The organism is Streptomyces sp. NPDC058685, assembly GCF_042714725.1.
In the GTDB taxonomy this organism is placed as follows: Bacteria; Actinomycetota; Actinomycetes; order Streptomycetales; family Streptomycetaceae; genus Streptomyces.
Genome location: NZ_JBHXSL010000080.1, coordinates 1 through 25,748 on the forward strand (window position 1 = coordinate 1; position 25,748 = coordinate 25,748).

General features: G+C 66.2%; 30 protein-coding genes and 4 pseudogenes. 22 read left to right on the forward strand and 12 right to left on the reverse strand.

Annotated features, from left to right (window positions below):
* Window positions 1–149: pseudogene (locus ACFWU3_RS34450) on the reverse strand (IS5/IS1182 family transposase); the annotation flags it as partial.
* Between the two features lie 334 nt (window positions 150–483).
* Between ACFWU3_RS34450 and ACFWU3_RS34455 the strand changes: the two are divergent.
* From ACFWU3_RS34455 to ACFWU3_RS34475, 5 genes are all read left to right on the forward strand, one after another.
* On the forward strand, window positions 484–978 hold the full coding sequence (locus ACFWU3_RS34455; RefSeq protein WP_384445272.1) for an Imm1 family immunity protein: 495 nt from the start codon (window positions 484–486) through the stop codon (window positions 976–978).
* A 1,851-nt stretch (window positions 979–2,829) separates the two neighbouring features.
* Window positions 2,830–3,447, forward strand: coding sequence for a hypothetical protein (locus ACFWU3_RS34460; protein ID WP_384445274.1), 618 nt, complete (start codon window positions 2,830–2,832; stop codon window positions 3,445–3,447).
* Between the two features lie 127 nt (window positions 3,448–3,574).
* A complete protein-coding gene (locus ACFWU3_RS34465) occupies window positions 3,575–4,108 on the forward strand; it encodes a hypothetical protein (RefSeq protein ID WP_384445275.1) in 534 nt (177 codons plus the stop codon).
* The gene (locus ACFWU3_RS34470; RefSeq protein ID WP_384445277.1) at window positions 4,105–4,527 is read left to right on the forward strand and encodes a GntR family transcriptional regulator; all 423 of its coding nucleotides are present in this window, start codon (window positions 4,105–4,107) and stop codon (window positions 4,525–4,527) included. Before ACFWU3_RS34465 ends, ACFWU3_RS34470 begins: the two co-directional genes overlap by 4 nt.
* 1,018 nt (window positions 4,528–5,545) lie before the next feature.
* Window positions 5,546–5,704, forward strand: coding sequence for a hypothetical protein (locus tag ACFWU3_RS34475; RefSeq protein WP_384445279.1), 159 nt, complete (start codon window positions 5,546–5,548; stop codon window positions 5,702–5,704).
* Between the two features lie 73 nt (window positions 5,705–5,777).
* On the opposite strand, the gene ACFWU3_RS34480 is transcribed toward ACFWU3_RS34475, so the two are convergent.
* Complete coding sequence (locus ACFWU3_RS34480; protein ID WP_384445280.1) at window positions 5,778–6,512, reverse strand: hypothetical protein; 735 nt, start codon at window positions 6,510–6,512, stop codon at window positions 5,778–5,780.
* A gap of 199 nt (window positions 6,513–6,711) precedes the next feature.
* Here ACFWU3_RS34480 and ACFWU3_RS34485 point away from each other — a divergent pair.
* A pseudogene (locus ACFWU3_RS34485) lies at window positions 6,712–6,963 on the forward strand (transcriptional regulator); the annotation flags it as partial.
* Window positions 6,964–7,408: 445 nt separating this feature from the next.
* Window positions 7,409–7,939, forward strand: coding sequence for a hypothetical protein (locus tag ACFWU3_RS34490; RefSeq protein ID WP_384445282.1), 531 nt, complete (start codon window positions 7,409–7,411; stop codon window positions 7,937–7,939).
* Between the two features lie 215 nt (window positions 7,940–8,154).
* Here the strand turns inward: ACFWU3_RS34490 and ACFWU3_RS34495 are convergent, their stop codons facing one another.
* Both ACFWU3_RS34495 and ACFWU3_RS34500 read right to left on the reverse strand, forming a co-directional pair.
* Window positions 8,155–8,526, reverse strand: coding sequence for a hypothetical protein (locus tag ACFWU3_RS34495; RefSeq protein WP_384445284.1), 372 nt, complete (start codon window positions 8,524–8,526; stop codon window positions 8,155–8,157).
* Window positions 8,527–8,636: 110 nt separating this feature from the next.
* Window positions 8,637–9,257 (reverse strand): annotated as a pseudogene (locus ACFWU3_RS34500) (EF-Tu/IF-2/RF-3 family GTPase); the annotation flags it as partial.
* A gap of 10 nt (window positions 9,258–9,267) precedes the next feature.
* Between ACFWU3_RS34500 and ACFWU3_RS34505 the strand changes: the two are divergent.
* Both ACFWU3_RS34505 and ACFWU3_RS34510 read left to right on the forward strand, forming a co-directional pair.
* On the forward strand, window positions 9,268–10,020 hold the full coding sequence (locus tag ACFWU3_RS34505; RefSeq protein ID WP_384445286.1) for a glucose 1-dehydrogenase: 753 nt from the start codon (window positions 9,268–9,270) through the stop codon (window positions 10,018–10,020).
* 757 nt (window positions 10,021–10,777) lie between these two features.
* A complete protein-coding gene (locus ACFWU3_RS34510; protein ID WP_384445288.1) occupies window positions 10,778–11,254 on the forward strand; it encodes a lamin tail domain-containing protein in 477 nt (158 codons plus the stop codon).
* Between the two features lie 401 nt (window positions 11,255–11,655).
* On the opposite strand, the gene ACFWU3_RS34515 is transcribed toward ACFWU3_RS34510, so the two are convergent.
* Complete coding sequence (locus ACFWU3_RS34515; RefSeq protein WP_384445290.1) at window positions 11,656–12,021, reverse strand: YybH family protein; 366 nt, start codon at window positions 12,019–12,021, stop codon at window positions 11,656–11,658.
* A 98-nt stretch (window positions 12,022–12,119) separates the two neighbouring features.
* On the opposite strand from ACFWU3_RS34515, the gene ACFWU3_RS34520 reads away from it, so the two are divergent.
* Window positions 12,120–13,061, forward strand: a complete 942-nt coding sequence (locus tag ACFWU3_RS34520; protein WP_384445292.1) for a LysR family transcriptional regulator — start codon at window positions 12,120–12,122, stop codon at window positions 13,059–13,061.
* 136 nt (window positions 13,062–13,197) lie between these two features.
* Window positions 13,198–13,359: a hypothetical protein gene (locus tag ACFWU3_RS34525; protein ID WP_384445294.1), complete on the forward strand. Its 162-nt coding sequence runs from the start codon at window positions 13,198–13,200 to the stop codon at window positions 13,357–13,359.
* Window positions 13,360–13,402: 43 nt separating this feature from the next.
* On the opposite strand, the gene ACFWU3_RS34530 is transcribed toward ACFWU3_RS34525, so the two are convergent.
* Together ACFWU3_RS34530 and ACFWU3_RS34535 are read right to left on the reverse strand one after the other, a co-directional pair.
* Window positions 13,403–13,798 (reverse strand): transposase, encoded by a 396-nt coding sequence (locus ACFWU3_RS34530; RefSeq protein ID WP_384445296.1) that lies wholly within the window; start codon window positions 13,796–13,798, stop codon window positions 13,403–13,405.
* Between the two features lie 74 nt (window positions 13,799–13,872).
* Window positions 13,873–14,769, reverse strand: coding sequence for an alpha/beta fold hydrolase (locus ACFWU3_RS34535; protein WP_384445298.1), 897 nt, complete (start codon window positions 14,767–14,769; stop codon window positions 13,873–13,875).
* Window positions 14,770–14,971: 202 nt separating this feature from the next.
* On the opposite strand from ACFWU3_RS34535, the pseudogene ACFWU3_RS34540 reads away from it, so the two are divergent.
* Window positions 14,972–15,203 (forward strand): annotated as a pseudogene (locus ACFWU3_RS34540) (transposase); the annotation flags it as partial.
* 204 nt (window positions 15,204–15,407) lie between these two features.
* A complete protein-coding gene (locus ACFWU3_RS34545) occupies window positions 15,408–15,641 on the forward strand; it encodes a hypothetical protein (RefSeq protein ID WP_384445300.1) in 234 nt (77 codons plus the stop codon).
* 92 nt (window positions 15,642–15,733) lie between these two features.
* Here ACFWU3_RS34545 and ACFWU3_RS34550 read toward each other — a convergent pair whose 3' ends face one another.
* On the reverse strand, window positions 15,734–15,856 hold the full coding sequence (locus tag ACFWU3_RS34550; RefSeq protein WP_384445302.1) for a PmrA: 123 nt from the start codon (window positions 15,854–15,856) through the stop codon (window positions 15,734–15,736).
* 287 nt (window positions 15,857–16,143) lie between these two features.
* Complete coding sequence (locus tag ACFWU3_RS34555) at window positions 16,144–16,431, reverse strand: hypothetical protein (RefSeq protein ID WP_384445304.1); 288 nt, start codon at window positions 16,429–16,431, stop codon at window positions 16,144–16,146.
* A gap of 592 nt (window positions 16,432–17,023) precedes the next feature.
* On the opposite strand from ACFWU3_RS34555, the gene ACFWU3_RS34560 reads away from it, so the two are divergent.
* Window positions 17,024–17,575, forward strand: a complete 552-nt coding sequence (locus tag ACFWU3_RS34560) for a DoxX family protein (protein ID WP_327686398.1) — start codon at window positions 17,024–17,026, stop codon at window positions 17,573–17,575.
* Window positions 17,576–17,588: 13 nt separating this feature from the next.
* Entirely contained in the window at window positions 17,589–17,900 is a 312-nt protein-coding gene (locus tag ACFWU3_RS34565) for a hypothetical protein (RefSeq protein ID WP_384445306.1), read from the forward strand.
* A 283-nt stretch (window positions 17,901–18,183) separates the two neighbouring features.
* On the opposite strand, the gene ACFWU3_RS34570 is transcribed toward ACFWU3_RS34565, so the two are convergent.
* A complete protein-coding gene (locus ACFWU3_RS34570) occupies window positions 18,184–18,963 on the reverse strand; it encodes a hypothetical protein (RefSeq protein WP_384445307.1) in 780 nt (259 codons plus the stop codon).
* Between the two features lie 311 nt (window positions 18,964–19,274).
* On the opposite strand from ACFWU3_RS34570, the gene ACFWU3_RS34575 reads away from it, so the two are divergent.
* Together ACFWU3_RS34575 and ACFWU3_RS34580 are read left to right on the forward strand one after the other, a co-directional pair.
* Window positions 19,275–19,571 carry a hypothetical protein gene (locus ACFWU3_RS34575; protein WP_384445321.1) on the forward strand — a complete coding sequence of 99 codons (297 nt, stop codon included), beginning with the start codon at window positions 19,275–19,277 and terminating at the stop codon, window positions 19,569–19,571.
* Window positions 19,468–20,706 carry an ISL3 family transposase gene (locus ACFWU3_RS34580; RefSeq protein WP_384445309.1) on the forward strand — a complete coding sequence of 413 codons (1,239 nt, stop codon included), beginning with the start codon at window positions 19,468–19,470 and terminating at the stop codon, window positions 20,704–20,706. The genes ACFWU3_RS34575 and ACFWU3_RS34580 overlap by 104 nt, the downstream gene beginning before the upstream one ends.
* Before the next feature lie 467 nt (window positions 20,707–21,173).
* On the opposite strand, the gene ACFWU3_RS34585 is transcribed toward ACFWU3_RS34580, so the two are convergent.
* Both ACFWU3_RS34585 and ACFWU3_RS34590 read right to left on the reverse strand, forming a co-directional pair.
* Window positions 21,174–21,641 carry a hypothetical protein gene (locus ACFWU3_RS34585; RefSeq protein WP_384445311.1) on the reverse strand — a complete coding sequence of 156 codons (468 nt, stop codon included), beginning with the start codon at window positions 21,639–21,641 and terminating at the stop codon, window positions 21,174–21,176.
* Window positions 21,642–21,875: 234 nt separating this feature from the next.
* Entirely contained in the window at window positions 21,876–22,454 is a 579-nt protein-coding gene (locus tag ACFWU3_RS34590; RefSeq protein WP_384445313.1) for a TetR/AcrR family transcriptional regulator, read from the reverse strand.
* Between the two features lie 90 nt (window positions 22,455–22,544).
* Between ACFWU3_RS34590 and ACFWU3_RS34595 the strand changes: the two genes are divergently transcribed.
* The 5 genes from ACFWU3_RS34595 to ACFWU3_RS34615 all read left to right on the forward strand — a co-directional run bounded on the left by ACFWU3_RS34595 (window position 22,545) and on the right by ACFWU3_RS34615 (window position 25,528).
* Window positions 22,545–22,991: a DUF1772 domain-containing protein gene (locus ACFWU3_RS34595; RefSeq protein ID WP_326654285.1), complete on the forward strand. Its 447-nt coding sequence runs from the start codon at window positions 22,545–22,547 to the stop codon at window positions 22,989–22,991.
* A gap of 140 nt (window positions 22,992–23,131) precedes the next feature.
* A complete protein-coding gene (locus ACFWU3_RS34600; RefSeq protein ID WP_384445323.1) occupies window positions 23,132–23,566 on the forward strand; it encodes a DddA-like double-stranded DNA deaminase toxin in 435 nt (144 codons plus the stop codon).
* Window positions 23,566–24,060, forward strand: coding sequence for an Imm1 family immunity protein (locus ACFWU3_RS34605; protein WP_384445315.1), 495 nt, complete (start codon window positions 23,566–23,568; stop codon window positions 24,058–24,060). Before ACFWU3_RS34600 ends, ACFWU3_RS34605 begins: the two co-directional genes overlap by 1 nt.
* A gap of 303 nt (window positions 24,061–24,363) precedes the next feature.
* Window positions 24,364–24,846 carry an Imm1 family immunity protein gene (locus ACFWU3_RS34610; protein WP_384445317.1) on the forward strand — a complete coding sequence of 161 codons (483 nt, stop codon included), beginning with the start codon at window positions 24,364–24,366 and terminating at the stop codon, window positions 24,844–24,846.
* 310 nt (window positions 24,847–25,156) lie between these two features.
* The gene (locus ACFWU3_RS34615; protein ID WP_384445319.1) at window positions 25,157–25,528 is read left to right on the forward strand and encodes a hypothetical protein; all 372 of its coding nucleotides are present in this window, start codon (window positions 25,157–25,159) and stop codon (window positions 25,526–25,528) included.
* Window positions 25,529–25,748: the final 220 nt, after the last annotated feature.

The window sequence follows — 25,748 nt, forward strand, 5'->3', positions numbered from 1 at the left end:
AGCCAAAGGCGGATCGAGGCGACCGTGACGGTGCCATGGAGGATGTAGGCGCGCTTGTCGAACCTCGTCGCCACGGCTCGGGAATTCTTCAACGCATTGATCGTCCGCTCGACTTCACTCCTTCGCTTGTAGTTCGTCTTGCCGAAGCCTGCCCGCGTCAGCAGGACGACGAATCCTGGTTCCAACACACCCTCCCCGGCGGCCTCAAGCTGTCCGGCAAGTGAACCATCCCCGCAGCTGCCCGCCGCGGGACGGGGACCGCCGGGCCCTGACGAGAAGGCGGAGAGGTAGAATGCGCCCTGCGCGGCGATGGCGGGGCTTGTCCGTTCGCAATACCAAGCCGCCCTTGCAGACCCAGACATCCAAGGGCATGATCTCGAGTTCGGTCTCGGCCTGCCCCGAGGGCCCCTGTGCGTCGTTTAGCTCCGACCAGGCGGCAAAGCCCGGCTCTTCGTTGGTCGGCGAAGGACCCGAGAGACCACGATGATCGTTGAGTTCTGGATCGGCGGCGAGAAGACGCTAGCCTCCGATCGGTATGCGGTGCAGAGCGCGATCTATCGAGCGTTGCACGAGCTTGAGTCGGAACGAGAGGTTCCTGTTGGTTTCTACGCAGGAACCATTGCGTCATTCCACGTCTTCGACATCCCAGCCGGAGTCGAAGTTCCCCGGTACGCCGACAACGCCCTGACCTTGGGGGTCAACAGGGCCACCGGATACGGGGGCATGACCTGGTGGGGCGAAGAGATTCCAGAGGATCCTGACAGCGCGCATTGGATTACCGTGAGCCGGAATGCGCCGAGCTTCGACCCTCGTGTAGTTGCCGACCCTGGCTACCCTCTGTGGTACGACAGGAGGAACGTGGTTCCCGTGCAAGATATTGCAGCAGCGCTCGAAGAGTTCTGCTTCAGCAATGGCAAGCGCCCTGCGATCGTTGAGTGGGAACCTGGAACGGTGAATGGGCAGCGACTGGATTCGTAAATGTGCGACGCGAGGGGCCTTCCAACTGGTTGTATGCCGGTAGAGTTCCACCGCGATCGTGACGGTTTCACCTGAAGAGAACGGCCCTGGCGCGAAGGTTGGCTGGGTGCTGGAGGGCTCGGTGATGTCACCGTCACTGCGAGCCGCACCTGCGACCTTCACGCGCCAGCTCAACGAGTCCTGGTCAGACGCTACGGGACTCTTTTCGATCGGCTGTAGAGGTAACCAGTTTCTCCCCGACCCGGCGTCTGGACTTCGCGCTTCCGGCGAGGAGACTCAGAATAACTGCAGCGCATGGATGCCCCGCTACTCTTGTCACTCGGAGACAAGACGATGAACTGGCCTGTGATGCAGATTGCCTGAGGCATCGTCGCAAAGTGTTCAGACCGATCAAGGGGTGCACACTTGAACACGCTTAAGACGGCCAGAGCTGGCCGTGGAGCCGCAGCCTTCATGTCCCTCCTCTGCCTGCAGGCGTGCACCCAGGATGGTGCTGGCGACAGCGACGCGACGGCCATGCGAGATGCTCTACGACCGCTTCGCGACGCAAACTCCTTCCGCATCGAAGGGAACTTCCGGCCGAAGGACGGCACTCGTGCCAGGTTCACGGCGCAGGTAGGCGCGGACGGCAACTGCAAGGGCCGACTCGGCGAGGCAGACAGCGTTCTGGTGGGGAAGCGGGTGTGGACCCGGTGGAAGGACAGCGCTCTACCCGCCGTCCTCAGCGCGTTGCGTGGCGGCCCTCCCGGCAGTGGCGATCCTGCCGCAAGTCAGGAGACAGATTCTGAAACGGCAGCACTCCGCCTAATGCACGGCACCTATCTGGTCACTGACCTTCCCACCGAGAGAGCGCCGGCAGATGGTATTGCCCCAGTCTGTCGGGCGAGCCTGCTGCTGTCCCGGGCAGGAAATGCTGACGGTCCCGTGACCAGAGGGCCGGTGGTGGTAAAGGGCGGTGAAGAGGTGCGCGCCCTCAGCAGGGTGACGGGCCCCGTCACATTACGGGTGTACGTAGCCGCGGAGGGCAAGCCGATGCTGCGATCGGCGGAGTACCTGGTCGATGGCGGCAGTGAGGTGTCGGTCCAGTTCAGCGAACTGGGCAGGCCGGTACCCATTGCTCCTCCCACCACTTCCCAAACGGTCGAGTCGAGCCAGCTGATGGAACTTCTTAGCTAAGGGCTGTCCCGCACAGCTGGCTCCGGACGTGCCAGACGCTTCACGGGCTACTGACAAGACTCGTGCCTGGCAGCTGGGACAGCCTGCAAGCATGCCAGAGCTGCGAGTTCATGCAGGCCGTCACTACGACATCCAGTTCCACGACGCATGGCCAGACGACGCCTGGTGCGGGGAGCTGAGCGAGTCCGTCCCGGCCCCGGCTGCCCGGCACGATTTCCTGACGCGGCTACGCCCGCTTCCTCGCCGTCCAGGCCCCGGATTTCGCCACCTGCGACCACGATCAGGACGACGACGCGGCGGGCGCCCGATGAGCGGTGAGAGGAATATCCGTCGGGCCGTGACGTCGTGCGGGGGGCGTCGTTGAAGGGGATACCCCGTGCGTGGAGCCCCCGGTGACGAAGCCCCGGGGGCCCGGCGTAGCGAATGGACTGGGTGCGTGTTCCCCGGCGGCGGGTATCCGTGGTGATCACTGTCCGAGCAGGCGGCTAGTCTCAGCGGACTTGCACGTCAACGCCCGGGGGGGGCTTCGTGGGTTCCACACGTACCACTACTTTGGCTTCGGCCGCCGTCGTCCTTGCGATAGGCAGCATCCTTGCGGCATGCAGGCCAGCAGGAGACAAATCGGCGGACGGGAAGGCCGCCGGGGCGACAGCTCCGCCGCAGCAGACGACACCAGTGATCCCGCTGTCGGAGTTGAGCGGTCCGGAGTTGCAGGACAAGGCGCTGGCTGCGATGCACACCACCAACTCGCTGCGGTGGCGTATCCACGAGGTCCAGAACGATGTCGAGATCGACATTTCTGTGGACCGGAGAGGGCAGTGCCGGGGTTCCATGGACCTGGATGGCGAAACTGTCACGTTCATCCGGACCACCGACACCATGTTCTTCAGGCCCGACGCGGCCTTCGTGCGAAGTACGTGGGCCAAGGGCCGGCCCGCCGGGCAGGCCGATGCCATCGTCGCCCGGATGGCCGGTCGGTGGAACCAGCTCAAGAGGAACGATCCCAGCGCCACGGGCATGGAGGGCTTTTGCAACATGAACGCCCTCCTCGCCGCGTTCACCAGCAGCCCCTTGGCCCTCACCGGACAGCCGACGGTGCTGGGCGGCCAAGAGGTCGTGACGCTGTCTGTCCCGCAGAAGGACTGGACCAACACCTGGTACATCGCCGCGAAGGGCGTCCCTTACATCCTCAAAATGACCCGGAGCGACAAACCCAACTGGAGCGAGATCTCCGCGCACAACCAGCCGGTCGACGTGACGCCGCCCGCCGGCGACATCCAGGACCTCAACTAGAGCCATCAGTCCGGCCCGGCCCGGACGTCGCCTCGGCCCTCGGCTGCGGGATCAACCCCGGGGGCGGGGGGCAGTTCGACCACACCCAACTCTTGCGAATTTCGCAATTCGTTGCGACCATCGCAATATGCATCAGTTGAGTGAACTGGCTGCCATCGCGCACCCGTTGCCCGTGCCCGCTCTTGTGACCGGTCCGGTCGCGACCCGCCAGCAGGGCGGCCCGGAAGGTGACGCGGAAGACGCCAACCAGCACATCCACGACTCGTACGAGCCGCACGAGGGCGACCTCTCCCACACGGATGACGATGACGATCACTTCGTCGAGATCTGCGACCAGATCGAGCGGGATCGCCGGGAATACGCGGAGAACCTCGAAGCCGCCAGTCACGGCATGGAGGAGGATCCGCTCATCCTGGCCCTGCAGGAAGAGTGGGGGAAGAAACAGCAGGCGGATGCACGGATCCGCCAAATTCTGGCCTACGCGAGGGAGTTCTACCCTCCGCGCCGCTACAAGCTTGAGGAGTTGGCCCAGGCTTCGGGATACAAGTTCTCGAGCGTGCGCACCGCCTATGGTGACAAGGAGATCACTCAGGTCGCCGATCAGATCAAGCGGCCACCCACCCGCGCCACCACCGATGTTGAAGGGGGGCAGCAGCCGTGACCCCCACATCCGGGGGATCCCTGCCCCAGCTGGTCGCGAGGGGCGGCCGCCGGAGATGCCTCTACCAACTGATCGCGGACGACCTGCGCGAGCAGATCCGCTCCGCGCAGTTCAAGCCCGGCGAGCAGATTCCCTCAATGCGCTTCCTACGTGACTATCACCAGGTCGCCGACATGACGGCTCGCTCCGCGGTGCGGGTCCTCGAGGAAGAGGGACTGGTCCACACGATGCAGGGGAAAGGGTCATTCGTCGCCAATCCCCTCCCCACCACCACCCCCGACCCAGGCCAGGCCGACACGACTGTCCCCGCGAGGGTCATGCCGAGCGCCGAGTTCCTTGAACTGTCCCGCCGGATCGAGGAACTCGCAGCCGGGCAGACCAGGCTGCTGGAGATGCTCAGCGCGACCGGAACACCATGAACGGGCGACCCGACCCGACCCCGTCGACCCGACCCCCGAACCCCGAACCGGTGCTGCGGGGAGTTGAACCTCTCAGCACCCCGCGCTACCCAGGCCGAACAGCACCACGTTGACCGGCAAGCTGCGGCCGCCGAACGCGTTCACCGTGCCTCGCGGCACGGTGAATACCGGGCGTCCCCCGCCGGGGGGCAGGGTTGCCGGAGCGTAGTAGGGGGCATTCCTGCGTGAGCCGGACGCGGGCTCGATGTGGCCTCAGTCGGCGGGCCGCTGGTTCGTAGGTCGTCGCTCTCCTTGGCCCCCCGGTTCTCGCCCCTCGGACACGCCCAAGCGGACCGACTCCGACTCACCGAATGGCCAAGCCGCCGCGTCCGAAACCGACCTGCCGGGAACGGGCCGGCACGGCTGTTCCCCAGCCGGTTCCCGTCCTCCGGAACACGCCTTCGTCTCGCCGAAGCAGCAGGCGGGACGGGGCGGCGAACAGCAGCCCCGTCCCCCTTGTGCGCCTCCAGGCTTGCCGCGCCACCCCTTTCCCGGGGGTGTGCCGCCCGAGCCGACCGGCCCCGGACTATCCGGCCGCCGACCCTCACGGAGGACACATGAGCACCACCACACGCCGCATCACCGCGGTCTTCAACGTAGCCGAACAGGGCGTGGCTGACCTGACTGCCGGCCGAGGTACTCGGTAGGTCCGGGCGCCGCTGGGGGGCAGGATCTGCTGCCAAGGCCATCGGCGTAAGCAGACCGGGGATCATGGCGAATCCGGCGATGGCCGCGATTCTTGGCATCCACCGCTTCCGCGTGCCGGACGCGCGTGCGCCTCTCCGGCTGTCCCTACCGATGTTCGTCATGTCCCGCCCCTGTTGTTTGTAGCCCATGGAGCCGCGGTCTATGCCCGGCCAAGCCGGCTTCCTACGTGTGCTGTGCAGGTCGGTGCCTTTACGGGCCCGCCCCTGCGATGACGCGGCGTCAGCGCCAGGCGGCAGAATCCGGAACCTGAGCGGAAACCTGGGCGTCAGACATGTGGGTGGTGATCGGCGGCTTCGCCGTGGTTGTTGTGCTGTTCGGAGCGGCCCTTTGGGCCATCGACGTGCGACGCGAGCGCGATCACGGCAGTGACAGTCACTGGCAGAATCCTGTCGACCCTGCCGACCACGGTGGCGGCTCTTCCACCTATTGATCGCCTAAGCATCAGGATCGAAGGCGACCATCAACCCCGGCCCGAGGAAGCCCTGCTGGGCGTGGCTGTGCCTTTACACATGGCAGTGCACACGGACGAGCAGGGTGTCGGCGGGCACTCCTGCCAGGTAGGCGTCGACGGCGGCCTGGCCTTCGCCGACATCCGGCTCATGCTGGCACTGGGCGGGGCTGTGGCAAGCGCCGTGCAGGCGCACGTCTTCGACCTCGTACCACCAGCCGTCGAGACTGAGTACATTGCGCGGGCTCGGCACCAGGTCTCCCTGCCGGGCAACGAACTTCGCCCGGCTCACCGCGCCGATGTCCTCGACAGGGTCGGTGGAGCTCAGCAGTGCGCTGCTGAAGCGGTGCGTACGATGTGTGCGACGCAGCGTGCTGAGCTTTTCGTCGAAGGCGCGGACCAGGGGTTGGTTCCAGTAGTGAGGGCCCGAAGGACCGGTTCGGCGGTACAGGCTGGTCTGGGATTCCGCCGGTGGGTGGTGTGCGGCCAGCGAATGCCAGGCGTCCCATGCTTCGCCGGCGACCTCTTCCGCTTCGGCACGCGTCGCGTTGAAGTCGAGAAGTCCTCGCGGCCCGCCCGCGCACATCCCGGTCCGGCTGGGCTCCAGGGTGCCGTCGTGCCGTGGACGGTCGTGAATGAGCCGGGGATCGCCCTCGTGGGCTGGCAGCACCGGAAAGCCGTGGCCATCAGCTCCACCGCAGATGCGGGCATGGTCCCAGATGTCCAGTTCCTCGCCGCTGGTGTAGTCCACTTCGAATGGGGCCATCGCCTTCTTGACTGCCTCGTCCACGCGCCCCGCCGCCGTGCCCGGCAGACATACAGTGATCGACATTCCCGCCATGCCGCGATCATGTCGTATAGCAGCCCCCGCGCGAGAAGAAATTGGGGCGATCGCTACCCATGATCGCTTCCAGCTGCGGGGGATGGGCCGAAGTCTGGTTGCCGTCGGCCGAGTCGAGCGGCGGAGTGGTTGCACGGCCACGGCGGCCGCCGTCGACCCGCGCTTCGAGAACGGTCCGCTCGCGGTCATCGACGCCGACCAGGACGGGCAGGTGTCGGCGTACTGCGTCGGCGGCCTGGTCCTGGACGTGCCCGTCAAGTCCATCCCGGCGCTGGTCGACTGGACGCTGACCGAAGCCCGGCTCGGTCAGGCCCGGCTGCAGCGCAACGGCCGCGACGCCGACCCGATCCTCGTCCTCACCGCGGCCGCGGTGGAGCGCTATGGCCTGCCCGCCGCCCTGCACACCCACTGCCGCGACACCAGCACCGGCATGGGTCCGCCGCGGGCACTGGCGCACCGCACCTTCACTGCGGCATGGATGCCGACGGCGCTCACGGCCGGCAGCACGTCCCTCGCCGACGGTATCCACCACCGCGCACGCACCGATGTCGCACACCGAGCACAGGACCCAATGGCGAAACCCTCTGGCCCCCGAAAGGTCGCAAAGCCATTGCGACGGCCAACAACCTGAAGGGCTGGTTTTATGACATTAAGGAAGCCGAGGCTGCAGCTAACGGATTCCATAAGACCGTAAAATACGTACGCGTGATGGACCCGGTGGCTAGCGGGCCGCACCAGTACTCGAATGGGTATGTAACCTACGTCAATGAGGGTGGTCAGTTCATCAATCCGAAAACTGGACAGACCGTCACCAAATCCGATCCCTACTGGCACATCCCGATACCATGACTCTCATAGAAGATCTCTTCACATCCCAGGATTACCATCAGGCCCTGGAATCCATCGAATGGGACCCGCTCAGGGAAACCGACTCCCTTGAGGACACGCAACTCCTCGACAGTAGACTGTGTCCGACCGCGAATCGTGCGGCGCTACTCTTCGACATGCGCACCGCGATGTACCACCCCACGGGAAATGCCGGCCTGCTTGTGATCCGTGGCCTGCAGTCATTCCACTGGTCCGGAGCGGCACAGACACTGGATTTGATGGCCTTCACGGCCGTTTCCAGTCGCCCCTCTGCGGCCGATGGCGGCTTCCGACTGGGTCTGGACTTCTTCCCAGACGGCAATCTTTCTGTCAGCGGAGAGCATGCGGACTTCTACCTCCTGGAAGCCCACGCGCTCCCTGAAGCGCCGCCGAACTACACAGATCGTCATCTCGAGCAGGTTCGATACGGACTCCCGCGGTGGGATTCTGAATGCACTGTGCTTCAGTCGTCCACCTCGGCTAGATCCGAGGAGACGACTCCGCAGTAGTCGAGTGATGCCCCAGGGGTGAGTGCTGGCTGCCCGGCACTCACCCCTTCTGCTCTCTAGAGATCTTCAATGGCGGGGGTTAGGACGGTTGGAGGTCGAGCCCGGTCTTGGCGCAGTCCAGCTGTCGTAGGCGATCCTGCGGACTACAGCGATGTGCCCCTCGCCGGGCCTTCATGGCGCGCGACGGAGGGCTGAGCAAGAGCCATCCGCCACGGTCAGGAGGATGGAGCGGACTCGGCGAGGGGCTGCTTGTCGCCGATGTGTTTGAGCGCCATCTGCGCGGCGAGCTTCTCGCCGGCGGGTACCTCGGCCCACCAGTCGTGGGCCAGGACCGCGGCCGCCAGCTCCAGGATCTTGCTGCGGAACTGGCGGTCCGCCTCGATCTGCTCTGGTGTGTAGCCCGGCGAGTCGGGGTGGGTGATCGTCTGTGTACGGCCTCCCATGACCGGTCGCTCGTAGTTCCGGCCGATCATTGGCTCCACGCTCCACGGCAGGGAGCGGCAGTGCTCCTCGTACGCGGCGCGGACACGGTCGAGCTCGAGCTGGAGGGCTGTCAGGTCATCGGGGAAGGCGTACGGGCTGCTCACTCACGAGAGCGTACTCGCGTTCGATTGCGGCCCACTGGCGGCGCGCGCCCCATGCGCTGAGGAGTTCCTGTTGTTGCCCCTCGAAGCGCCGGCGGCTCCCGGAGTGGTGGTCATCGTCTGATTTTGGTGATGCGGCCGATACCGACGGTCCGGCCGCCTTCACGGATGGCGAACCGCTGGCCTTCTTCTATGGCGACGGGCTGGAGCAGTTCGACTCGCAGCGGCGTGTTGTCGCCGGGGGTGATCTTTTCGGTTGCGCGGGGGAGGGTCACGATGCCGGTGACGTCGGTGGTGCGGAAGTAGAACTGTGGGCGGTAGTTGTTGAGGAAGGGGGTGTGACGGCCGCCTTCGTCTTTGGACAGGGTGTAGACCTGGGCTTCGAAGTGGGTGTGCACGGTCGCGGTGCCCGGTTTGATGATGACCTGGCCGCGCTCGACGTCTCCGTGTTTGATGCCACGGAGGAGCAGACCGATGTTCTCACCCGCCCGGCCTTCGTCGAGCAGCTTGCGGAACACCTCGATACTCGTGACCTGGCTGGTGGACTTCTCGCTCTTGAGGCCGACGATCTCGACGGGTTCGTGGAGGCGGATGACGCCCCGCTCGATGCGGCCGGTGACGACGGTGCCGCGTCCGGTGATCGTGAAGACGTCCTCGATCGGCATCAGGAACGGCTTGTCGACGCCGCGCTCGGGCGTGGGGATGTAGTCGTCGACGGCAGCCATCAGGTTCAGATCCAGAGAGATGAACCAGCAGTTTGCAGGCGCCTCGGCGCTCGTCACAGGCGGCGGCAGCGGCATCGGGCGGGCTTCCGCCCTGGCCCTGGCAGCCGAAGGGGCACTGGTGACCGTCGCCGGCCGCACCGCGGCGACCCTGAAGGAGACCGTCCGTCTGATCGAGGCCTCCGGCGGCTCGGCCCGCTACGTGGTGGCCGACATCACCGACGAGGCACAGGTGGAGAAGGCCGTCGATGCCGCCGCCGCAGACATCGGCCGCCTCGACATCGCGTTGAACAACGCCGGATACGACGGTGAGTACCAGCTCACCCGCGACTACTCCACCGGCATGCTCGACCGGATGATCGCCTTGAACGTGCGCGGTGTGTTCCTGTCGATGAAGCACGAGCTCCGGCACATGACGGCACAGGGCTCCGGGGTGATCGTGAACATGTCCTCCGGCGCCGGACTGATCGGGGTTCCCGGCTTCTCCGGCTACGCGGCCACCAAAGCCGCCGAAATCGGCATGACCAAGAGCACGGCGGTCGAGGTGGCGCCCCACGGCATTCGCGTCAACGCCGTGTGCCCCGGCCTGGTCGACACACCCATGATCGCAGCCCTGGACGCGGACCAGCGCGCGTCACTTGACGCCGCCCACCCGCTAGGACGGATCGCCCGCCCAGAGGAGATCGCCGACGCCGTGGTCTGGCTCTCTTCCGACAAGGCCAGCTTCGTCACCGGCATCGCAGTCCCCGTCGACGGCGGATACACCGTGCCCTAGACGGCGGCCCGCCCCGGCACAAGCGTCCGTTCGAGGACCCCAGCAGGGTGCTGTGCAAGCGCGGCACCGGCGCCGTTGATACCCCATCCCCAGGCGGTCAACGGCGCCACCCGCTACGCAGCAGGCCACCGGCATCTAAGGAAGTACGGGTCGGGAGCGACAATACAAGTGAGTGAGTGCACCGCGGTGATGCTGCTGGATCACAGGTGCAGGGCCGGAACCCCACCGGGGTTCCGGCCCTGCACCTGTGACTGCGACAGCGTGAGCCAATACGCCCTCGCTCGTTGTGTCCCGAATCGATGGTGCCCCTTACCGTGGCGTTCCGGTTCTCATCATGACCACACGGCGCCGGGCGGGTTCGCCGCGCGACCAAGACGGTTCCCGAACGGTTGGATCGCGTGCGCACGGGTGTGTGAAGAAACGTGCAGATGGGCTGTTACCAAGATCGGTACGGCCGATCGGGCGGTGCGCCGGGCGGTGCAACTAGTCGTGCACCGGAGCGCGCAGGGCTTTCCGGTGAGTGTTCAACGGGGTGGTTGTGGCGGGCAGTGAATGTCGGGGGCACGCTCGCCGCGCATCCATGCCCGGTACAGGTGACGGTTACCGATACGTCAGTGAACGGTAACCGCTGCCGGTCGGGCCCCCGTGGGTGGTGCTGGGGCTTCAGAGTTGCGTTCTCGGCCCGGGACGGGTCGGGTTCCGCAACTGCCTCTACTGGCTGTATCGGCTGGTGGGGCCCTGTTCTTGAGGGGACATCATGTCTGCTTCGTCGACCGCCCGCCGCGTCGCCGGGACCGTTCTTGCCGCCGGCGCCCTCGTCTCGGCTGTTGCCCTGCCGGCCTCCGCCCACGACGGCGACCGCGACCGGCACCGTGAGCCGCGGGTCGAGATCAGCCGGGTCCAGGCTGACAGCCCCGGCCGCGACAACGGCTCCAACCGGTCGCTGAACGCCGAGTGGGTCGAGATCACCAACAACACCCGGCGCGCGGTGAACCTGGACGGCTGGACCCTGCGCGACCGCGACGGCAACCGCTACCGCTTCGACGACGTCCGACTCCAGGGCCGCTCAAGCGTCCGCATCCACACCGGCGTCGGCCGCGACACCCGCACCGACCTCTTCCAGGACCGCCGCCACTACGTGTGGGACAACCACTCCGACACCGCCACCCTGCGTGACGACCGCGGCCGCACCGTCGACACCGAGTCCTGGGGCCGTCACCACCACCGCGCCTGACGCGGCAGCCCGCACCTGACCGCGGGCCATTCCAGAGGCGGCGTGCCGATCGGCACGCCGCCCCGTCGTTGTGTCCGTCCGGGTCCTGCCCCTGCAGGCCAGCACGCGAGGGGGTAGGGCAGCCGAGCGGCCCCGCACCTCTCCCGGGTGTCGGGGCCGTTGCCCCCTGCTGGCTTCCGGTGCCTTCCGGCATGGCGAGGCCCGGGAGACGGTGACCGTCCGCATCCCGGAGTTCTTCCCAATCTCCGGTGCTTCTCCGGAGATACGTTCGATGATGCGGCTGGAAACCGACCCCGCAACTTCACCACGAACCTAGTGATCAACTCCTTGACACTGGGGGCACTGACCTCTCGGGGTCACGCCATCAGCCTTCAGTTCCGCGAACTCGCGGAGGCGAGGGGTCATCGGGTGGGTGGGGCGAACTCGGGCTGGTCGAGCAGGCGCAGCCAGCTTCCATCAGGCTGGCGCCGGACGACCTGCGCCCGGGCACCGGCCCCGTCTTTCGGAGGAGTCGAGGTGAGGGCGATGTCGCCACTGATCAGCGTCGGCAGCGGTTGTTCCTGCTCGAAACGGGGACGGTTGGCCAGCACCGTCTCCCATAGCGCACGAATCGCCTCCCGGCCCACCGTCTGGTCGCCGGGTGGGTAGGCCATCACCGCACCCTCCTCGTAAAGTGCGGCGACGCCGGCCGCGTCACCGGCGTTGGATCGTTCGACGAACAAGCGGGTGATGTCCTCGGGCCGCATGGCCTTCTCGTACTCCGGCATGAATTCCTCCTGACGTCAGGCTTCGACGCTTCCCAGCGTGGCCGCCGACTGGCCAGAATTCCAACAGATGAATCTTCTGTAAACTAGAATCTGCAGTCATGGAGCTGAGGCAGCTGGAATACTTCATCGCGGTCGCCGAGGAGCAGAACTTCACCCGGGCAGCCGAGCGGGTGCACATCAGCCAGTCCGGCGTCAGCGCCCAGATCCGCCAGCTGGAACGGGAACTCGGAGCCGAGCTGTTCGACCGGTCGGCCCGCACCGTCACCCTCACCGTCGCGGGAAAGGCTGCACTCGAACACGCCCGCGTCGCACTAGCCGCCGCCGGAGCAGTCGGCCAGGCGGTGGGCGAGGTGACCGCCCTGATCCGGGGGCACCTCACCGTCGGGATGGTCATCGGCTGCACCCTCACCCCGCTATTCGACGCCCTCGCCGCGTTCCACCAGGCACATCCCGGTGTGGAGATCTCGCTGCTGGAGGACAGCTCCGACCGGCTCATCGAGGGGGTGCGCACCGGCACCGTCGACCTGGCACTCATCGGGGCAGCAACCGCCACACCCGACGGACTGGACGCGCTAACCATCATCAGCGAGCGGCTCGTCGCGGCAGTCCCGGCCGGGCACCCCTTGGCGAAACAGCAGCGGGTCACCCTGCGCGACCTGATCGCCTACCCGATCGTGTGCATGCCGCCCGGCACCGGCCTGCGCACGGTATTCGACCAGGCCTGCGCCGCACGGAACCTCCAACCCGCGATCACTCTGCAGGCCAGCGCCGCGGACGCCATTGCCAGCCTCGCCGCCCGAGGGCTCGCCGTGGCCGTCCTCAGCGACTCCATGGCCGCGAGCTACCGCGACCGGCTCACCGCCCGCACCATCGATGATGTCGATACACCCGCATTGCTCGCCCTGATCTGGAAGAACACGTACAGCCCGGGGATGCGACAACTGCTCGTGCACAGCCGGCAAGCATTCACCAGGCCCAACCCCGCGACTTCACCGCGAACTCACGGGCCTACCCCTGACATCAGGGCGACAGACCCTTGAGTTCCCACCGACGTGCCTTCAGTTTTCGGTTCTGGCGCAGATCCAGGGGAGCCATCGCAGAGGGTGAAGGCGCTGTTCGATTGAGAAGGAAAACCCCGGTGGTTCGACATAAGGGCTCAACTCGTACCCTCCGCACATGACTGATGATCCGTTCCAGTGCCCCTGTGTCCTCTGCCATGACTACGGCGACCGGGATGAAGCGGACCGCATGGATCTGACGGTCATCGAGCATGTGCGGCAGCACGGATGGCACGTCGCGAACCGCGGAGGACGGATCCGTCTCTATCGGATGGTGTGACGCCGGTAGTGCCGCACGCCGGGCAACGCGAGCCCACCGCCGATCATCTGATCGCAGCCGGGAGGGTGACCCGGGCGGCGAGAAACTTCGGGGCCATCTCGAGGTAGCTGTCGGTGATCAGTTCGGTGAGCTCGGTCCAGTCGGTGTGGTCACCGAGCACGGCGGCGACGACGTCGGTGGAGTCGATCTGGACGAGCCAGTCGATGTCGCCGACGGCGTCCGCGCCAGCCTGGATCTGCTGGAGTGCATGGGTGAACACGCCGTCCAACGCGTAGCGGCGAAAGCGGTGTAGACCGTCTGCCACGGCCCGGTAGCGTTCCGGCAGATCACGCCAGGAGACTCCGGTCCGGATCTCGTAGACCATCCCGTTGATGACCTGCCGGTAACTCGCGGTCGCCCCGTTGCCGCACGCGGTATGAGCGGAGTGAGTAACTCCCACTCCAGGTCGGTCAGGTCATGACGGCGTATCACCCGACCACGTTCCACCAATCTGATGATCTTTGAAGACGGACCCTAGTTGCCTGAGAAGAAGTCGAGGTAGGCCTGGGCCAGGGCGGCCGGGTTCTCCAGCGCGATGTTGTGACCGGACGCAGGGATGACGGCACCGCGGACGTCGAGGGCCACTTGCGCGAGCTGTTTGGATACTTCGCCCCCGAGATAGGCCTGTGCGCCGACGGCCAGGACCGGGCAGGTGATGGGGTCGGCGTAATGCGGGCGGTTCTGTTCGGCGTCGGTCTGCCGGGCGCGGAACATCTCCAAGATGGCTCTGGTGCCGCCCGGCTGTTCGGCCGAGTGCACCATTTCGTCGATGTCCTCCTCGGCCAGTGCGCTCGGGTCCCACATATGGCGTCTGGCGTAGTACGTCCAGAACGGTCGTTCCCGCCCGGCCAGCAGCAACTCGGGCAGGTTTGGGAGGCTGAAGAAGCTGAAGTGCCAGCCGGTGCGGGCGTCGTCAGCGGCGAGCGAGGGATCGTGTTCGCCGCCTGGCAACCCTGGGCCGACTGGCAACCCCGGTAGGAGCGTTTCCTGGAACACCAGTTGCTGCACCCGGGGCCGGTGGAAGGCGGCGACGGCGTAGGCGATGGCCGCGCCCCAGTCCTCGCCCGCGACGCGGAACTGGTCAAAGCTCAGGTGGGTGGCCAGTTCGGCGACGTCAGCGGCCATTGTGGCGGTGTCATAGCCGGTCAGGGGACGCTGGGAGCCGCCGCAGCCTCGGTTGTCGACCGCGATGACGGTGTAGTGCGGGGTCAGCAGCGGTACGACGTGGCGCCAGTACGACATGGACTTCGGCACACCGTGGAGCAAGAACACCGGCTCGCCGGTGCCGCCGATCGCGTAGTGGATCTCCACGCCATTGACTTTGGGTTTGCCGTGTTTGAGCCGGACTCCGGCGTGGTCAGTGAGGTTCATCTCGGCGAACTCCCGTCTTCTCTTCGGCCGTGTAGCCGCCAACCGGGTGGTGGATCTTCGGAGCGGTGTTTCTGCAGCCTCAACTTGTCCTCGTGGCCGTGGCGGCCGTTGGGCTGGCGTCCACGGTCGGCATGGAAGTTTCGCCCGGTACAGCGGCGAAGTACAGCAACCTCGCCGACCGCCAGTAGAGCCTGCTGCCGTCCCCCGGCCAGTCGCTCTGACTGTCCCCGGACCGAGCTGCTTTGAGGTTCTAGTCGACGGCCAGGGCATCCCACTCGCCGTCTCCCTGACCGGCGGAAACCGCGGGCGACATCACCCAGCTGATACCCCTGCTGAAGAAGATCCCGTCTGTCGCCGGCCGGATCGGACGGCCACGGAACCGCCCCGACAGCCTGCTCGGCGACCGCGGCTACGACCACGACAAATACCGCCGTCTCGTCTCGTCTCCGGCCGTCCGTGGCAGTGCCGCCGCCTGGCCAAACAGGACGGACCGCGGCACGGCTGGGGTGAAGTCATCCTGACCCTCATTCGCCGACCCGCAACGGGTCGGCGCATCAGCTGACCCGGACGATAGGGGAGTACAGCGTCCGTGCCGACGGCGCACTCCTGATCGCCCAGCTCACCCACAACAGGCCGCGATGCCCGAGGAATACCTGGAGGGCCGGACGGCCAACCCGGCGACGTGGATGCGCACACCGGAGAACCTGGAACGACTCGCCGCCTTCACCCGCACGGCCAACGCCCGCCGCCGCGCCATCGAGGACGGGGAGGCACCGGATGCGCCCGCCACCTCGGCCGACAGCCGCCGCCAGGAGCACGAGCAGCAGCACCAGCAGCCCGGCCCCGACCAAGGCCAAGGACCCCGGCCGTGACGGCCGGGGCCGCCCGGCGGGACGCAGGACGCAGCCACCGCGCCAGAACCCGGTATCGCCGAGGTAAGCCCAAAGCCGTCAGTAGTTGATCTTCAGCCCTTGCGCCGTGCGGCCGGGTCGCGCTGGGCGACAAGTGCGGCGACAGCGTCGACACCCGGCCGCGCGTACCGTTCCAGGGACCGTACAGAGGCGTGGCGGGAGCGGGCCAGCAGCATCGGCGTTGTGGTGCCGTCTTCTGCGTCGTGGGTCAGGGTGCTGTGCCGAAGCCGGTCGAGCGCTCCAGGTCGTTGAAGCCATCGGGGGCGGCGAGGGGGTTGGCCAGGAGCCGGGTGCTCTGCTCGAAGATCTCTTCCGCCCGGCGGTAAGACAGCCGCGCGCGGCCGGTCGCAGGGCAAATGTCTAGGGTCGGGGTACAGGCGGTGCCCGCGGATCGGCGGGATGACTGCCTGGTTGATCAGGCAATCTCCATGCCCGACCGGCACTCCGTGTGGTCCCAGTCGGGCTATACCGGGTAGCCGCAGAAGCACGTCCCCTCGACCGCCGGCCAGCCCCGAATGCGGCGCTGGAGCGCGGCCATGAGCTCGGTCCGGTGAATCCACCCGCGCTCGCCGACCATCTCCAGGAGCTGCCCCTGGCCGCGGTCGTACCCGTCGAACGCCACATCCGCCGTCGGGACCGGTCCCCGGGTCGCCTCCCACGCCAGAAGCGTTCCGGTCTCGTCCTCGCGCCGGGCGACGAACTCGTAGATCCGGGCGCACCGCCAACCCGAGTCGCCGATCGCGATGATCACGGTGAGATGGCGGAACGCATCGGAGATCGCCGCCGGGGTCGCCCCCGTTACACCAGGCAGGCGGACCGGGGCGGCCTCGGAGAGGGACGGAGGAGTGGGGGATGCCGACAGGGGGTTCGGCCCTCCACGCGGGCTGAAATCCCACGCAGCTTGATGGTCCGGGTCCAGGCGGTCACGCGTCCTTCTCCTCGACGTACTCGTCCTCGCCATGGACGACATGGAGCCCGGTGTACGGGGCGAGGGGCCCGGACTGGAGAGCCGCCCAGCGACGGTCCAGGTCCTCGCAGCTGACCGGGGCGGGGGCGATGAGGGTGCTGTCAGCCGAGAACCAGGCCCAGGGCGACGGTGACCGCCCGGGCGGGATGGGGCCTGCTCACAGAGCACTCCTCCATGTCGGGAACATGACGACTTCCGGTGAGCATGGAAGCGGGAGGTGACCGCCCGGCGTCCGTCATACGGTGACCGCGGTCGTGAACTTGGCCCACTTCCGCCGCGGGGGGCAGTATCGGTGGTGAGGCTCCGACACCTGGCGCACGACCGCCGGAGCACGATCGCCGGGACTCCCGGTCCCGGCGCAGGAGGTGACACCACCATGAAACCCCTCACCGAGCGTGCTCGTCACTCGGGCGGCCCCGGCACGGGCGCCGCACCGGCGGCGCTGAGCGCCACCGACGCCGGGATCCTGCTGCTCCGGCTCGCCGTCGGCGTGATCCTCGCGGGTCATGGCGCCCAGAAGCTCTTCGGCTGGTTCGGCGGGCCGGGCCTGGACGCCACGGCCAAGGGATTCGACCAGATCGGCTACGACCCCGGCATCTTCTTCGCCGCGCTGGGCGGGATCTCCGAGTTCCTCGGCGGCCTGGGGCTGGCCGTGGGGTTCCTGACCCCGCTCGCCGCGGCGGCCTCGGTCGGCGTCATGATCAACGCGATGTCGGTGGCTCCCGACATCGCGCTGTGGTCCGCCGCCGGCCCCGGCTTCGAGTACCCGATGACCCTGGCCGTCAGCGCGCTCACCATCGCCGCCGTGGGCCCGCGCCGCCTCTCGCTCGACGCCCGCTTCCCGTGGCGGGACGGCGGCTGGCTCCCGGCGGGATTCGCCCTGGTCGCCGGAGTCGTCGGCGCCGTCATCGTGCTGGCGCTGAAGTAGCGAGGTGCAGATGATGTCCGACTGGCGTGTACGGGCGGGTAGATGGCCGCTCCGCCCGCCCGCTCACGGGACCGGGCAGCAGACCGACCCGGCCCCCGAGCACTCGATGGATCCATGGACGGAGCGCGGCCCCCAGGAGCCCGTACCGCTGGAACGCAGCGTCGTGGACGCCCCGATCTACCGCGACGGGCAGCGGGTGGAGACGCCCTCCTCCCTGGCCGAGATCTACGACCGGCTTCCGGGTGAGCCGGGCACCATGGCCTGGATCACGTACAGCAAGAGCGCCCCCGCACTCCAGAACCATCGGTCGCGCTACTCTTCGTGATCTTTATCGGCTGGCTCACCGCCAACGGCACCCTGCAGAACCGACGCCTGCGACGCATGCGTGACGCCTTGGACGCCTCTCATGCCGAGTCGCGAGCGGGAGCCGAGCTGCCGTCGGACCACTCGTGAGCTTGTTCCGCTTCGAAGTTCCCGGCCAATGCCGTTGTTTGAGCGTGCCGCTGGCTTTGTTCACTTCCAGGGGCAGCGTTGTCCGCCGGTTTGGGCAGCAGCTGCGGATCTTGTCGCCCGCGAATGTTCGCGAGAATTGCCAGCGCGCGCGGGGGTCACTGCCCGGTCGGCGCTGGCCGGGTGAGTCCGGCTCCGACCCTGGTCAGCATCTGGCCGAGGAGGTGGAGAGCTCGTGCCCGTGTCGGCGCTCCGCGCACTGTGCCCGGCCAGTAGGCGTCGGTGAGTTTCTCGGTCACGGCGAGGGTCTGGCTGTCGTCTTGGGCAGCCAGCACGAGGACGAATCGCAGGTAGTCACCGATGTCGGTGCCTTGGGGATGCTGGTCCATGACGGTGTGCAGGCGCGCTGTCAGGGCGGGCAGGGTGCGGTTTGTCGGGAAGACGACGGCGAGGCCGGCGAGAGCCAGCCGGACTGCGAAGCACTCGCCTGACCAGCGGGCCAGCAGATCAGGGGTGTGCGGCAGGACTGCGTTGTAGGCCCGGGCCTCGCTGTCGGGATCAGCATGTTGCGGGGCGGCTGGCCAGCTCTCGGCGAGGTGGCGCTCGGCGACGGTGGCGGCGCGGAACAGCAGGCCGACGGCTTCGAACCGCTGTCGGGCGGGAACCCGGTCGTCAACCGCCAGCGCCGCGAGCAGGACGAGGCCGTCGGCGGTGTAGGGCTGGCAGGTGTCCTGGTGGAGGATCTCGTTGTAGAACTCGGCGAGGAATGTCCGGTCGTTCCAGTCGGGGTCGATCTCTGAGTTGAACAGCATCGCCGCTTGGAGCGGCATTCGGTCCGGCAGGCGATCGGCGATGACGTCCCGGAAGAGCTTCAGGATCGGCGGACCACAGGCGACCGCGTCGTGCTGGGTCTGCTCGAGTGCAGCGTGCGTGTCCATGACCAGCGCAGCCTACTGGAGCATCTCGGGCCGTCGAGGTGGGCAGCGGCAAAGGTCTGCACGGTGGCTTCGCTGATGAAAACGGGGTTCTGGCACACATTCCGTGAGGACGATCAGCGGCGTTCTGCCACGGTGATGTCGCGTCATCTGGGACCGTGGTGCGGTGTGATGACCTCATAGCGGTGCTGTTTCCGCACTTCAGCGCGGTCCTGGTGGAGCGGGTGTTCACGGAGTGCGGTGTGGTGAACATCGTTGCGAGAACCATCGATGGCACTGCTTCGTGCCCGGGCTGTGAGCGTCCGTCGGACCGAGTGCACAGCGGCTACGAGCGTCGGCTGGCTGACACTCCGGTCGGCGACCAGCCGGTGCTCATAAAGCTGACCGTGCGGCGGTTGTACTGCGACAACGCGCTATGCGGGCGTCGTACGTTCGTCGAGCAGGTCGCGGGGGCTGACGTTCCGGTACGGAAGGCGGACGCCCGCCTCGCGCCGGGTCCTGGAGGCCGTGGCCGTCGCGCTCGCCGGCCGGGCGGGAGCCCGGCTGGCCGTGGTGCTGCACAGTGCGGTCAGTCGGACGACGCTGCTGCGGCTGCTGATGGCGCTTCCTGACCCCTCCTGGGAAGTGCCCAAGGTGCTCGGGGTCGATGATTTCGCCACCCGCCGCGGGCAGCATTACGGGACCGTGCTCATCGACTGCGAGACCCGCAAACCGCTCGCTCTGCTGCCCGGGCGGGACGCCGGGACCCTGGCCACGTGGCTGCGTGACCATCCCGGGATCAAGGTGATCTGCCGGGATCGTGCCGGCTCCTACGCTGAAGGCGCCCGCATCGGGGCCCCACAGGCAGTCCAGGTCGCTGACCGCTTTCACCTGTGGCAGAACCTCGGCACCGCGGTGGAGCAATGCGTGCGCCGGCACACAGGATGCCTGCGGCCACCCGACTCCTGCCTTGGTGACCAGCCGGACGTCGAACCGCCGTCGGCAAAGGAGATGTCGCCGATCGAAGCACGCATCCGTGAACGTCACGCCGTCGTCCACGCACTCCTCGACCAGGGCCATGGCATCCGGGAGATCGCCCGCGAGTTACACATGGGTGGGAACACGGTCCGCCGATGCGCCCGTGCGGCGACCCCTGAGGAGTTGCTCGGCGGTCGGCGGCAACCCCGGCCCAGCCAGCTGGACCCTTACAAGCCCTATCTGGACAGGCGCTGGGCAGAGGGCCACACCAATGCCGTTCACCTGCACGCAGAGCTCAAAGAGCTGGGCTACCGGGGCAACTATCAGATCATCAGTGACTATCTGCGGCCGCGGCGCCGACGCCGTATCCGCGTCGTCGGGCCCGCGCCACCAGGACTCCGGCAAGTCACCGGGTGGATCATGCGTCTCCCCGACCGCATCTCGGAAAGCGAGAGCAAACAGCTGACCGAAGTCCTCGCCCGTTGCCCGGAACTCGCGGCGGCCCACCGTCTCGTCCGCAGCTTTGCCGCGATCCTCTCCACCCGCACCGGCCAGCATCTGAAGGACTGGGTCGTCAGCGCGCGAGCCGAGGAACTTCCCGGCCTCCACTCTTTCGCCACCGGCCTGGAGAAGGACTGGGACGCCGTCGTCCAGGGCCTGACGAGCCGCTGGAACTCGGGTCCCGTCGAAGGCCGCGTCAACCACATCAAGATGATCAAGCGCCAGATGTTCGGCCGCGCCAAGCTTCCGCTCCTGCGTAAACGGGTGCTTCTCACCGCCGCCCGATGATGGCCTGCTCAGGCAGGACGAAGCCGTCGGAGTACGAACTCCGATGGCCAGCAGAGGGCTCGAACAACCACGTTTGTGACGACGAAGTACCCCGGACTGACCCATCCGTCCTCTTTGCTCACAAGCCCCGGACCGTCCTCGCGGTAGTAGCGACGCAACATACGGCGCAGCAACGGAGTCCCAGCCACCAACAGAACCGGTGCGGCAACGACTGCACTGACCGTCACGCCGAGCCGGATTGCATGGATCCTGGCGACGCTCTCTATCCGCATCTCTCCAGTCTGCCGATCAGAAGAGCCTCGTACACCGCTCTCACGGAATGTGTGCCAGAACCCCGATCCCACCTACGCAGCCAACCGCATCATCGACGGACTCGACGACGGCTTCATGGTCACCATCTTCTCCTGAACTCGAGGTGCGCGCGCCGGCGGGGGGTGACCACAGCCCCTCGCCGGCGCGCTCTGGCCCTACGTGTTCGCTGGCCAGAACTGTATGAGGTAGCGCTCCACCCCGACGCCGGTCCCGTCGCCTTCCGACAGGGCAGCGGCCTCGGCCCGGCCGACGCAGCTGACCCGGACCCGCCAGGAACCGCCGGACTCTGCCAGTGTGATGACATCGTCCATCCGGCCCGTGTGCATGGACCACACCGCCAACTGGCCGCTACTGGATGTGAGATCGGCTTCAGCCTGCTCGTCCCAACCGGCAGGATCCATTGCGGGCGGAGCCGCGTCCCAGACCTCGACGGTCACCGTGGCCGTGTGGGTGTGACCCCCGCTGGTGATGTCCAGACGCCCGGGGTGGGCGCTGAGGAAGACGCTGAAATCGAATTCGTCCGGGAAAGCGACCGGCAGGTCCGCATCGTCGGATTCCTGCAACCCGAACGCGTGGTACCCCACGTACGCTTCCACAAGTTGCTGCCGAACAACCTGCGCCACGAACTGCCCCTTCGTTGGTGAGCTACCAGTCTTCTGTAATCGTAAGGCGCTACTAGGGCGTGTATCGGTCGTGATCATTGAGGTCTGCAGCCTTCGGGGTGGGTGCCCCGTCTGGGATGCGGGGCCCGGCGGTCTGCGGCTGCGCGGTGTGGGTGCGAGTGACCGGAAGTGTTGCCGCGGGCTGGCAGCGGCGGGGCGCGAAGGGCCCGGCTGGGTGCCTGCGGGGACGGTGTGTCATGCCATGGCGAGCCGTTCCAGCAGCAGTTCCACCCTCGGCTGAGCGTCCTCGGGCAGCAGGCGGCCTGCTCGGGTCAGGGTCGCCAGGCCGTGCAGAGCAGCCCAGAACACCTCGGTGAACAGCCCCGGGTGGACGCCGTCGCCGGCGACCTCGGCGAGGCACTCGAGCAGGGCGGCGAAGGCGTCCTTCAGCGGCTCGGGGGTGTCCTCCCGCGCGTACGCCAGGCCGCCGTCGAGCTGGAACAAGGCGTCGTAGACCGCGGGGTTGTGCTCGGCGAAGTCGAGGTAGGCGCGGGCGAGGGCGGCGACCCGCTCGCGCGGGCCGTCCGATGCGGAGGTCGCGGCCCGCAGCGCCGCGGCCATCTCGGTGGCGCCCTCCAGGGCGACGGCGCCGATGATCTCGCGCTTGCCACGGAAGTGGCTGTAGAGGACGGGCTGGCTGTACTCGATGCGCTCGGCGAGCCGGCGGGTGGTGACTGCGTCCCAGCCCTGCTGCTCCGCGAGTTCGCGGGCTGTCGCCACGATGAGGCGCTCCCGCTCCGCCCGTTCGCGCTCCTTGCGTTCCTTTACCGACATGAATTGATCCTAGCATCGCTAGACAATCGAGCGTTAGCAGTACTAGCGTTGCCCCATCATCTAGCAGTGCTAGCTCACGGAGGGATCGTCATGCTCAACACACTCGAGGTCGTCACCACCGTCGTCGTCGGCCTGATGGTGGGGGTGGAGTTCTCCGTCGCCTTCATCATGAACCGGATCCTGGACGCGCTTCCCGAGGACAGCGGCCAGCTCGGCCACGCCCACGGCGGCCGGATGCTCGGCGCCCTGATGCCGTTCTGGTACATAGGCTCGCTCGTCCTCAGCGCGATCTGGGCCGTCGCCGGATGGCACCGCCCCGGCGCCGGCCTCGTAGTCATCGCCGCCGGACTGCTGATCCTCAGTGTGGTCATGTCGATCCTGCTGCTCGTCCCGATCAACAACCGAAACAAGACCTGGACCCCCGAGAACCGGCCCGCCGACTGGAAGGAGCAGCTGCACCGCTGGAACCGCTACCACTACATCCGCGTCGCCGTCATCGTCGCCGCGTTCACGCTGCTGGTTGCCGCCCTCGCCTGATACCACCGCAGCCCCGACATGCACTGATCCCCCACCGTATCGACGGCTTTTGCCCGTCGGGTGAGCCGGAGAGGGCATCGGATTTCTGACCCCCGGGCCGAGGCCGCGCCAGTGGCCAAATCCCCACTCCTCGGGGGCGGCTGACCACCGAACCCTGCCCCGGGTGGGTAGACCAAGCATTCAAGGACATTGCTGGCGAGTGGACGACCACTGGAGTGATCCGCGATGCCGAGGGTAAGCCGATACCCAACCTCCCTGATCGTGTAGTGAGTCAGGACGACGAAGTTGCAAAGGCTCTGACTGCGTACCTCAAGGAAATTGGAGATGGAAGTCCAAACCAAAAGGGGTTCTTCGGGGCAACTCACGCGGAGGCTAAGATCGCCTTTCAAATGGCTCAGTGGGACGTGAAGCATGCGACTGTTGTTATCAACAACAACGCGGGTGTATGTACGGGTAGGGATTCCTGTAGTGAGTTGGTGAGGGCCGTACTTCCCAAGGGTAGTACTCTCAAGGTTTATCACCCCGGAGACCGCAGGCCCACGGAAATTGTCGGCGAAGGACCCGAAAGGCCATAATGATTGTTGAATTCTGGATCGGCGGCGAGAAGAATCTAGCCTTCGAACGACACGAAGTGCAGAGTGCGATCGATCGAGCGTTGAATGAACTTGAGTCGGAACAAGAGGTTCCCGTTGGATTCTATGCAGGAACGATTGCGTCATTCCACGTTTTCGACATTCCAGCCGGAGTCGAAGTTCCTAGGTACGCCGACAACGCCCTGACCTTGGGGGTTAACAGGGCCACCGGATACGGGGGGATGACCTGGTGGGGCGAAGAGATTCCAGAAGATCCTGAAATCGCGCATTGGATCACCATAAGCCGGAATCCGCCGAGCTTCGACCCTCGTGTAACTGCCGACCCTGGCTACCCTCTGTGGTACGACAGGAGGAACGTGGTTCCCGTAGGAGAGATTTCAGCGGCCCTCGAAGAATTCTGCTTCAACAATGGTAAGCGTCCTGCGATCGTTGAGTGGGAACCTGGCACTGTGAATGGGCAGCGACTGGATTCGTAAATCTCGACGACTGGGGTCGGGTCGCACTTTGCGGCCGACCTTCCGCTCTTCGGGTCATCCTTTGTGTCTTAAGAAGAGGATTGGGAAATACAGCATAGCGTCCCACGTAGAGGCAAAGTGCGCAGCCTGGATGAAGAATGAGCGCGCATGCGACTGTGGTAATCAACGGGAACTCCGGTGTATGCCGTGATGTATCGAACTGTGCAAAGCCGCGGAGGCTATTCTTTCCGTGGGGCACACTCGGAAGGTGTACTATCCAGGAAAAGGCAGTCCGGTGACGCCAGTTGGGAAGAGGACGAATCCGTGAGGCTGGCAGTACATTGTCGCGGCGAACGTCGTAACCTGCGAGACGCCGAAGAAGTCTCGACGGTACTCGATGAGCTCTTTCGGGAAGGTCAGAACACAGAACCCGACGTATCGGCAACGTGGCTGATTCTGGACGACGGTGGCGAGGACTCGATTTCAATGCTTGAGGTCAATGTAAATTTGAAGTCCGGGTTTGGCGGTGTCGTTTGGCACACGGGAGGACGCGAAGCTGAGAGAATCGAGCGAGAGACCGGAAGCGACATCGGCCACTACTTCTGGGTTTCCGACGCAGAGGAATCACCTGAGCTCGACCCCGACGTTTTGTCTGACTTCCATGCCCCTTCGTTTTTCGATCCCAGGGGGGTGCTTCCAGTGGCGGAGGTCCGAAAAGTGATCGAAGAATACTGCCAATTGCGGGGTAGTCGACCCACGAGAATCCGCTGGGTTGCAGGTAACCAAAACGGCACTCGCCTGGATTGACCGAACCTATTCCCGCTTTGCTTTCTGCTTGCCGCACCTGAGAGTAATGCCGGAATCGACGTCAGAGGCTCCCTGGGAGGAGTTCTCGCAGGGGTCGTAGTTTTGGGGCCCCGCGGTGGCCACTGCGAGGCCCCTTCGTGGGTTCGTAGGCTTGTTACACGCAGGAAGAGCCCTAGGGGGTGCGTACGCAGTCTGGGCGCGAGTGTGAGGTGCCGCCCAATTGCCACGTGGCCTGCTGGCATTCTCGTTCGCGGGATCACCCTGAGGGGCATATCCCGATGGTCAGAGTGGGTCACTTGGAGGAGTTGGCATGGTCCCTGATGGAAGTGGTCTGGAGATGCCCTGGCTGAGGAGTCAGCTTGTTGAATGGCTCGTTAAGCTCGCTGATCGAAGCTGGCAGGAAGCCAACTGGGCAGTAGTTGAGCCGGGATATGAAAGCCTTGACGATATGTGGGACTTTTTCGACGATAAAGGTCTGGATCGCCCTGAAATGAGTTTGGGTCTTCTGCTTAAAGATCAGGAAGAAGTCGACGCAATAAGGGAGCTGGAAGCTTCGTTCCATTCGGTGCTTCAGATCCCGGCTGAGGGCGCCGACCTGATCCGGTCCGAAGGTTGGGGCTCGGTGATTGCTGCTGCGCGAAGGGCACTTCGAGTTTTGGCGGCTAATGATGGGGCGGGCTGAACGGCTTTCCCCGGAGAGTGCATAGTGCGCTGAGTCGGGTGGTCGGCTGGTGACGCTGCTGGCTGATGGAGTCTGCACCCAAGCAGGTCGGCTCAGTGCCCCGTGATCGACCGCTTCCCCCTGACTCCCCGATCGAACGGGCACGCGAGGGGCAGGGCTACGCTCTGGGCACCTTGTCCGACGCATGGTGCGGCTGATTGGACCAGTGTTGATGATCGAC